Source organism: Candidatus Aquicultor sp. (assembly GCF_054640775.1).
The window spans coordinates 1-5,660 of sequence record NZ_JBTSLF010000160.1; the positions used below are offsets into that span (position 1 = coordinate 1).

Genomic DNA, 5,660 nt, shown 5'->3' on the forward strand with positions numbered 1-5,660 from the left:
CTTTGGATTTGTCCTGATGGGTTTGCTCTTATCCGTCCTGGGATTTTTGGTCGTTTCAAATTACAAAAACGCCAGCAAAGAGCCACAGGTTGAAGAGCAAAACATCCTGTATCTGCCTCTCAATTAGCCCCTGCGTTACTTGCCCCACGAAAAGAATTTTCAGACTAGCGGTGAAGCATCTCCTTTCCCGCTAGTCTGACTTTATCTCTTTACCGCAACCTCATTTTATTCCCCAAGCTTGTTTAATTATGCAAAGTTGGGAAATATAGGTAATAGAACTTTAGAAAACGCTATGTCGCATCCAAACGCATAGTCGATGGGGTGAGAATAATGAGTGATCCCTTATATGACGAGCACGAACGTGTACATAAAGATATAGAGGAACGCAGGGTTGTTGAGCCTGTTGAGGAACACAGGGTGATAAGACCCGTTGAGGAACGTAGAGTTGTCGAGCGCCGGATAGGGCCGGAAAGGGACAGCATGGTCGCGTATGCGGCGATCAGATATGCGGCCATCGTTATCATCGTGATAGCCATCCTGTACTTCCTTGCGATCTACCTGGTTCCCGCATTAACCGGAGGGTAGTATGTGTCATCTAAGGAGGTGTACGTGATGAGAACGAGTAGTACATTATGGAATATTTTATACGCGATACTTGTATTGGTAGTCATTCTCGTAGTCCTGCAGTTATTCGGAGTATTTGCTCTTACTCCTCTGATTGCAAATATTATCTACATTCTGTTGGTAGTCTTTGTAGTCCTGGTAGTTCTTCACTTACTCAGCGTGTTGTAAGTAGCACGGGCCGTTATACGGAAGGGGGCTTCGGCCCCCTTTTTTTTGATGTAATAGCGGCAAATCGACCGGTAACTATTCGTAGAGCGCTCCGGGCAGAATCTGCACAAAGGCCTTGATCTCATCCCGAACCCGTCGAAAGATGGTGAGCTTCTCTTCGTCATCGCCCCGCGCCTTTGCGGGGTCTTCAAAGCTACCTTTATTGACACGTACCGTGGCATTTCGCACAATAGCTCGTCGTATGGCACTCGTAACAGCTTTTTTCGCTTATCCGGGCGCTCGCAATATGAGCGACGCTCCAATTGCTCTCATGTGACGCCGGACGCTTCTTATGACATTCTTTGCAATAGCCGGGCTCGTGGCACGGGGCACAGCTTGACCTGTCGGGTAATGCGGCCATGCCGTGATTGAGCGTCCATTGTTCGGCATGGGATGCGGGTTTTTTGTGACATATGCCGCACCAGCCGGGTTCTGGATTAGTATAGTCTTTATAGCGCGGAACCACAGTTATATGCGTAACCCCAAGGCCGGAGCCAAGAAGCAATACGATCACTATTGCTGATATGGCGGCCGCAGCGCCCCGGGAAACCTTGCCTTTTTTACCATCATTACCTTGTTGTTGATTCTTCACTCATAGCCTCTCTTGTATCTCGTTACTTGAAAACTGGTGCTCGCTCGGACACAGGTTCTAGTGAGTCTCATAAGGGTTTCAATACCATGCTAATGGATTATGGAAGGAGTTTGCAACCTGTTAATCGGTAGATTTCTTAAACCGTGGCCGGAACCTATTCTGCTTCCTGGCTTTCATATTTCTGTTTCAGCTCGGCCATGACCCCCGGCTCGGCAAGCGTGGATACGTCACCCAGTGTACGACCGGTGGCTACGTCCCGCAAAAGCCTGCGCATGATCTTGCCCGAGCGTGTTTTTGGGAGCTCGCTGACAAAGATAACCATTTCAGGCACGGCTATGGGGCCGATTTTCTTTCGAACGTGGGCTTTAAGTGCTTGCTGCACCTGCGGTGTGCCCTCGTGTCCCTCCTTGAGGATAACAAACGCGGCGATGGCTTCACCTTTGACCTCGTGCGGGATGCCGATTACCGCAGCTTCAGCAACAGATTGGTGGTCGACCAGCGCCGACTCTACTTCCGCCGTACTTATCCGGTGACCGGCGACCTTGATAATATCGTCGACCCTCCCAAGAATCCAGAAGTAGCCATCTTCATCTAGTTTGGCGCCGTCACCGGTAAAGTATTTACCCGGGAACCTGCTCCAGTACGTCTCTATGTATCTCTGTTCGGCATTGTAGAGGGTTCGAAGCATCGCCGGCCATGGTTTTGTAAGAACCAGGTAGCCGCTGCCTCCCGGCTTCACGGGATTTCCGTGCTCATCGACGACCTCGGCCCCGATGCCCGGGAACGGATGTGTGACAGACCCCGGCTTACAGACAGTAACGCCCGGAAGCGGTGTTATGATAATTTGGCCGGTCTCGGTCTGCCACCAGGTATCGACTATCGGGCACCTCTCGTTGCCGATATACTTGTAGTACCACACCCAGGCCTCGGGGTTAATCGGCTCCCCGACCGTACCGAGAAGACGTAGTGAGGATAGGTCATACTGCTTAAGCCACGCGGTACCCCACTTTATAAAGCTTCGGATTGCCGTCGGCGCCGTGTATAAAATCGAAACCTTATGTTTTTCAATAATGCTCCACCAGCGACCTCGATCTGGATAATCGGGCGCCCCTTCGTACATAACCAGTGTCGCCCCGTTTAAAAGCGGTCCGTATATGCTATAGCTATGGCCGGTAATCCAGCCAACGTCGGCCGTGCACCAGTAAACGTCGTCGGGCTTGTAATCGAAGATATATTTAAATGTGGTATACACTCCCGTCAGGTATCCGCCGGTTGTGTGCACTACTCCCTTGGGCTTGCCGGTAGTGCCTGAGCTGTATAACAAGAAGAGCATATCCTCTGCATCCATCCGCACCGGCTCGCAGTACTCTTCAGCGCCGTTCAGCACGTCGTGGTACCAGTAGTCCCGGCCTTCCCGCATAGCTGTAGTAAGCTTATCGCCGACCCGCCGGACTACTACCACGCTCTCGATTGTCGGGGTATCCTTCAATATCTCATCTGCGGCCTGCTTTAGCGGGATCGCTTTTCCTCTTCGATACCCGCCATCTGCAGTAATAAGAACCTTGGCCCCGGCATCGTTAATTCGCCCGCGGAGCGCCTCACTGCTGAAACCACCGAAAACAACCGAGTGGGGTGCGCCAATGCGGGTGCATGCTAGCATTGCAATCGCAGTTTCGGGAATCATCGGCATGTAAATCGTAACCCGGTCGCCTTTCTTGACCCCTAATTTCTTAAGGGCATTAGCGAACGCGTTAACCTTGTTATAGAGATCAAGATAGGTTAAAGTGCGCTCTTCGCCGGGTTCACCTTCCCAGATAATCGCCGTTTTGTCCCGCGCAGCACCATCGATGTGGCGATCCAAACAGTTGTAGGATGCATTTATTTTTCCGCCTACGAACCATTTCGCGAATGGCAGATTCCACTCTAAGACGTTATTCCATGGCTCAAACCAGTGCAGCTCTGATGCCATACGCGCCCAAAACGCTTGCGGGTCTTTGCCTTCTTCATAGATATCTGAAGTCACGACGGCCGCCCTTTTAAAATCTTCCGGCGGGGGGAAGAGCCGCTTCTCCTGTAATAAGCTTTCAAGTGTTTCATCGCTATCGCTCATATAACTCTCACCATTGTCCGTTTAGATACAAAGACGGTGCTTGATATCACTTTTACCCATTATGCTGAAACTTTCTTCTTAAACTATGATTTTTCAGGCAACACCGATAACTCTGATCGGGCTAACTGCGCACGAATCTTCCGGTACCGGTAGACCCGATTCTTTTAATTTAGCTGCCAGCTCCTCCCATGTGAATTGGGCGTCGGGCGGGTGCTGTGTGAGAAACCGCATTACGGGATTCATCGTAAAGAAAGAGAGAAGCTCCATAAAGATAAACCTCCCGCCCGGCTTAAGAACTCGCGCTACCTCACCGAGGGCTTTGTGATTGTCGGGGATGTGGTGAAGGACGCCGAAATCGCCCCTAAGGCGAAGCATGCGGCGCGCTTCCTCCCGTTGCATGATGGGGCGCACGGGGCTCTTCATAAACAATGCATCTACCCAATTCATCTTCATAGTTGTCGCCCCTAGTAAAGACCTATATCCGGTAACACCCATGGCTCCCCATGTCTTTCGTTATATCTTCCGCTAAAGACTCCCTAGTATGCTCGATGCGATAACAAAGCGAATAGCCTCGCAGCACTATATTTTTGCTGTAAAGGGTAAGAATAGAAGAGGAAAACAGGACAGACAGCGATCACAAGGGCAGGAATTAATGCTGCAGGATATAAGAGAAGCGATTATATTCAATGATGTCGTCAAGGCGTACGGCGACTTCCATGCGCTTGATAGAATCAGCTTCTCTATCCATGAAGGAGAACTCTATGGTCTGATAGGACCAAACGGCGCCGGCAAGACAACCGCCATTCGCATTATCCCCGGGCCTTTGCGCGCTACATCCGGAGAGGTGCACGTTCTCGGTCGCACACCGCAAGACCCGGCAATTCGACCTCTTATAGGCTACATGCCACAGGAAACAGCACTTTACAATGATCTTACGGTTCGCGAGAACCTTTAGCTATTCGGGCGGCTCTACGGTATCCCCCACGCCGAGTTGTCGCGCCGCATTGAGGATTTGCTTGAATTCATCGGACTCTCAAGATGGGCCACTACGGTTATCACAAAGCTTTCAGGCGGTATGAAACACCGGGCATCGCTTGCGGTTTCCCTTTTACCAAAGCCGCGCTCGCTCGTTTTCGATGAACCCACCGTCGGTGTCGACCCCGAGTTACGGGCAACATTTTGGGCACGCTTCGCCTCTATGCAAAAAGAAGGCACTACCATCCTCATTACGACGCACTATATGGACGAGGCTTTCCGGTGTGAGCGGGTTGGGCTTGTCAACCAGGGTAAACTAATCGCCGAAGGAACTCCGGACGATCTTCTGCGTCAAACCAAGACAAGTAGTCTCGAGGAAGCTTTCCTTACTCTTGCCAAACATCGACAAGGGGGTCAACTATGAACCTTTCCCGGATACTCGCCATCGCAAGAAAACAATTCTTGACCCTGCGACACGACCCGCGGACCCTTGCATTGATGCTTCTAGCGCCCATCATGGCCATGCTGATCTTCGGGTTTGCCTTTGGAACACAGCCCAAGCACATACGTGTCACGGTTGTGAATCAAGATAACGGACCGCTCGCAGCCGAACTTGTGGACAGAATCGACCATACAACACTCGATATTGCGGAGTCGAAGGATGTCGAAGCAGCAAAAAACCAGGTTCGGGATGGGAAAAAGGTGGCCGCCATTATTTTCCCCCCGGATTTTACGGAAAATGCCTCAGCGCGCGTAAGCGTTTCGTCGCCCGGTTCCGGCCCCCCGTCTCCACCGGTATCAGTGGCACCTGCGAAAGGTGCGCACGCTCAGGTTTTTCTCGATACTACAAACCAACAACTTTCCTTTGTCACTTTATTAGTGGCAAGTTATTACATCCCTGTTTAAATTAAGCAAATGCGGATAAATTAATAATAAGAAAAAGAATATAGTATGGAGCGACAGTTCTGAAAACAAACGGTTTCAGAACTTTTGTTTTGGTGGCGCCCTTGTAGAAGGAGGGAATGAGAAATGAAGACCAACCTGAGCGATCGGTTCAGCGAATTAAAATGCGAAATTCAGGATGTCAAAGAAGAGTGGCATGATAGCTGCACCACGCGGTGCCTTGGGCCTGTTGCGGATCACTTCAAAGAG

General features: G+C 50.7%; 7 protein-coding genes and 1 pseudogene. 4 read left to right on the forward strand and 4 right to left on the reverse strand.

Going from position 1 to position 5,660, the window contains the following annotated elements; genetic code table 11:
• The first annotated feature begins 330 nt into the window (after positions 1 to 330).
• Positions 331 to 585 (forward strand): hypothetical protein, encoded by a 255-nt coding sequence (locus ACYC56_RS11560; RefSeq protein ID WP_461374333.1) that lies wholly within the window; start codon positions 331 to 333, stop codon positions 583 to 585.
• Positions 586 to 612: 27 nt separating this feature from the next.
• Positions 613 to 792, forward strand: a complete 180-nt coding sequence (locus tag ACYC56_RS11565) for a hypothetical protein (protein ID WP_461374334.1) — start codon at positions 613 to 615, stop codon at positions 790 to 792.
• 75 nt (positions 793 to 867) lie between these two features.
• Here ACYC56_RS11565 and ACYC56_RS11570 read toward each other — a convergent pair whose 3' ends face one another.
• The 4 genes from ACYC56_RS11570 to ACYC56_RS11585 all read right to left on the reverse strand — a co-directional run bounded on the left by ACYC56_RS11570 (position 868) and on the right by ACYC56_RS11585 (position 3,986).
• Complete coding sequence (locus ACYC56_RS11570) at positions 868 to 1,020, reverse strand: hypothetical protein (RefSeq protein WP_461374335.1); 153 nt, start codon at positions 1,018 to 1,020, stop codon at positions 868 to 870.
• On the reverse strand, positions 992 to 1,423 hold the full coding sequence (locus tag ACYC56_RS11575; protein ID WP_461374336.1) for a hypothetical protein: 432 nt from the start codon (positions 1,421 to 1,423) through the stop codon (positions 992 to 994). The genes ACYC56_RS11570 and ACYC56_RS11575 overlap by 29 nt, the downstream gene beginning before the upstream one ends.
• Positions 1,424 to 1,577: 154 nt before the next feature.
• Entirely contained in the window at positions 1,578 to 3,533 is a 1,956-nt protein-coding gene (gene acs / locus ACYC56_RS11580; protein ID WP_461374337.1) for an acetate--CoA ligase, read from the reverse strand.
• A gap of 93 nt (positions 3,534 to 3,626) precedes the next feature.
• A complete protein-coding gene (locus ACYC56_RS11585) occupies positions 3,627 to 3,986 on the reverse strand; it encodes a class I SAM-dependent methyltransferase (RefSeq protein WP_461374338.1) in 360 nt (119 codons plus the stop codon).
• A 199-nt stretch (positions 3,987 to 4,185) separates the two neighbouring features.
• On the opposite strand from ACYC56_RS11585, the pseudogene ACYC56_RS11590 reads away from it, so the two are divergent.
• Together ACYC56_RS11590 and ACYC56_RS11595 are read left to right on the forward strand one after the other, a co-directional pair.
• A pseudogene (locus ACYC56_RS11590) lies at positions 4,186 to 4,932 on the forward strand (ABC transporter ATP-binding protein).
• Entirely contained in the window at positions 4,929 to 5,414 is a 486-nt protein-coding gene (locus tag ACYC56_RS11595) for an ABC transporter permease (RefSeq protein WP_461374339.1), read from the forward strand. Before ACYC56_RS11590 ends, ACYC56_RS11595 begins: the two are co-directional and overlap by 4 nt.
• The last annotated feature ends 246 nt before the right edge of the window (positions 5,415 to 5,660 follow it).